General features: G+C 34.6%; 3 protein-coding genes and 1 pseudogene. 2 read left to right on the top strand and 2 right to left on the bottom strand.

Annotation, left to right across the window (positions count from 1 at the left end):
- Positions 1-197: putative dsRNA-binding protein (locus WGMM_RS04140; protein ID WP_038250526.1), on the top strand; the 197-nt coding region annotated here is incomplete at its 5' end.
- 167 nt (positions 198-364) lie between these two features.
- A pseudogene (locus WGMM_RS06865) lies at positions 365-517 on the top strand (IS66 family transposase); the annotation flags it as partial.
- 124 nt (positions 518-641) lie between these two features.
- Here the strand turns inward: WGMM_RS06865 and WGMM_RS04135 are convergent.
- Positions 642-1,184, bottom strand: coding sequence for a hypothetical protein (locus tag WGMM_RS04135; protein WP_038250524.1), 543 nt, complete (start codon positions 1,182-1,184; stop codon positions 642-644).
- A gap of 109 nt (positions 1,185-1,293) precedes the next feature.
- Positions 1,294-1,806 carry a phospholipase D family nuclease gene (locus tag WGMM_RS04130; protein ID WP_038250521.1) on the bottom strand — a complete coding sequence of 171 codons (513 nt, stop codon included), beginning with the start codon at positions 1,804-1,806 and terminating at the stop codon, positions 1,294-1,296.
- Positions 1,807-2,796: the final 990 nt, after the last annotated feature.

Raw genomic sequence — 2,796 nt, 5'->3', positions numbered from 1 at the left:
CTCAGAAAAACAAATTGCCTTTACCAGAGTATGAGCTTGTAAAACAGACTGGACCAGCGCACAATCCTGAATTTACTACATCAGTTTGCATAGAAGATTATGGTAAAGTTTCTGCATGCGCTTCTAGTAAAAAGATTGCTGAACAAAAAGCTGCTGAGTTGATGCTAGAAAAAATTGGAAAAGACGCTTCAGTTTAGGCAAAATAGGCATTAACGTAAATTTTAAGGAAGCTAATAGCGTTTAGGGTAAATGGTCACTTTAAGGAGAAGCATAGTATAGCCTTTCTTATAATAGTCCGAATGCGATAAGATATGTGTTTATGGCTATAGCAGGCCAGTAGCATATTACGGTCTGTTCGGATTATTGTAAAAAGAGCTATATTATTCATAAAAAAGTTGATCTACCAAAAATCAAGCCTTATGTTGTGGAATATCAATGGCTGTTGCCGGAGATGCGGAAAAAAAGAAGTAGCAAGTTACCAAAAGGTGTTATGCCAGACACATTTGGTCCAAGAGTTGTTTTGCGAAATTGCGAAGTTGCGAAGGAGAATGAAAGTTTTAAAAAATAGCATATTTTTTAATTATAAAAATTTGATATTAACTGTTGTTGGTTGATTGAGTAAAAACCAGTGAAAGGTCACGTTAAAATATATTTTTAAATTTCTGCCGAAATCCTGGTTTATTATCATTCACCTTTGTAAATGTTATATTTAAACTGTATTTCGGATCATTTGGCACGTCGTATTTTATGCTAAATGTTGAAACTTTATCGTTATTGTAAATATGTACATCATCATATGATAGCTTTTTTGTGTAACACTTTAGATACTTTTGCTTATTATGCACTAAATCACCTGACTCCCTTTCTAGTTCCACAAATTTCGTTTTTTTCTGACATTCCTTCATTTTTATTAAATCCTTATCTAGTGATATTGAAACTGGCAACGTATTTCCAGCATATTCTTTAGCTAAAAGTTCACTTTGAGGATACATTTTTATTTCCCTGCCAAAATGTGAGTCTATGAAATTATTACTCCAAAATTTATCGCAAGAATGCACGTACTCATCAGTAGCATACGGCACCCCACCATAATTGCATTGAACTTTGTAATCTCCAACACCGTTGTTTTGAAAAAAATCATGAATAGCAGTGTAGCTACCGGCAGCATCATTTATATAATCCATTACTTTATTCCTTAAATTTTTAGTTCATTATATCATAATCATTATGCCAATCAATCAAAAAAGCTCTCCCTTGCTGTTTTTAAAACTGATTTTGAGCAAGCGCTCTCGATTAGTTGGGAGCGTGTTTGTAAGATTGTGACATTCGTGCCTCGCAGTTTTTCACATACTGCTGAATCAATTCAGGATAATCTGTAATAATTAATAAATTTTCAGCATTTCCTTTTTTAGCTGTCTTACTAAGGTTAAATGACCCTGTGATGACTTTTTGATTGTCAACAATCATTATCTTATTATGATCGATCCAAATTGGTACTCCACCTGAAAATAATTCATTTATAACACTATATTTTGAGTACAGTTGCGATTTATCTAAGATGACTTTAACATCAACACTGCGTTCTTTAGCATTAATCAAAGATTTTGCAACTGTTCCAAGAGTGAATGTATATTCTTGAACTAAGATAGATTTTTTAGACTGATCTATTACGTTGATTGTCGGTACAGCACAATCTTCTCCAGGTGAAAAGCAAACCTTAGCTTTTGGGCAGGGCGAAAATATAAAACCCGCATAGTAATACAGAGAAAAACACATTAACAAGAATAAAAAGTGAAAAAGCCTCACAACAACCCACCCCCGGATATACGGCGATAGGCTACATTATAATTTAATCACCTGTCAATAGACTTCTTGCATAGTTTTTGGCAACAACCGTTAGAAACGAAAAAACTTACTTGACAAACTCCGCCAGCCCCCTTATCATGAAACTGAAGGTATTCAGTTATCTTCATCTGTGCAGATTAAACAGCAAGAAAACAACGTAGTTGGCGTCTTATTTTTAATTTTTTGCACTATGTGTCTTTACAATATTTCTAGGTTTTTACCTACACAAGCTGAAACGCGCTTATAAGTCGTTTAAGACAGTATAGTACGCCAATTTGCAGGATTAGGGAGTGACAACTAGCAAACACGGGGTTTCTTTTGCCTTTTTTTCTGCTTAGTAAATTTCTTAAACATTTAAACTAAGGTGAGTTGCATTTAAAAGCAGCTAAATTGCAGTGTTTAAGACTTAAAAAACGCCAATGTTCTAAAATAGATATTAGCTGGGGCTTCTTTTGCCTTTTTTTTCATTTGGTAAATTTCTTAATATTTATAGCTAACATGAAGCTAAGTACGAACTTTGTTAAATGCAACGGCTTCTTTTGCCTTTTTTTTCATTTGGTAAATTTCTTAATATTTGTAGCTAACATGAAGCTAAGTACGAGCTTTGTTAAACACACCAAATGGTTTCATCCCAGTGCTCCTTTTTTTGTCATCCAAGTAGCTAACACTGGGATCTATTTTGCATGTAACTCCAATTGTGTTTTGGCATAAAATGCGACGCGTATTAGACTTATTTGCAAGCAAAGCTTGCCAGATCCCAGTGTCAGCTACTTGGATGACAGGGGAGGGAGGCTACTTGGATGACACTATATAGGCTATTTAGAGGACCCAAAAAGGGTGTCGTCCCAGTGCTTGACACTGGGATCCAACCTTGCCGTAATTTCATCAAGAACGTTGTGTTTTAACATAAAACGGCTATTTTTATGCTTACCAACTTAATAAAATTTCTGG

Origin of the sequence: Wolbachia endosymbiont of Glossina morsitans morsitans (assembly GCF_000689175.1) — a bacterium.
Classification (GTDB): domain Bacteria; phylum Pseudomonadota; class Alphaproteobacteria; order Rickettsiales; family Anaplasmataceae; genus Wolbachia; species Wolbachia pipientis.
This window is presented reverse-complemented; position numbering and strand designations above follow the sequence as displayed.

Bases quoted from the DNA above. Each gene is read 5' to 3' on its own strand.
- WGMM_RS04135 (WP_038250524.1), bottom strand. From the start codon at position 1,184: ATGGATTATATAAATGATGCTGCCGGTAGCTACACTGCTATTCATGAT.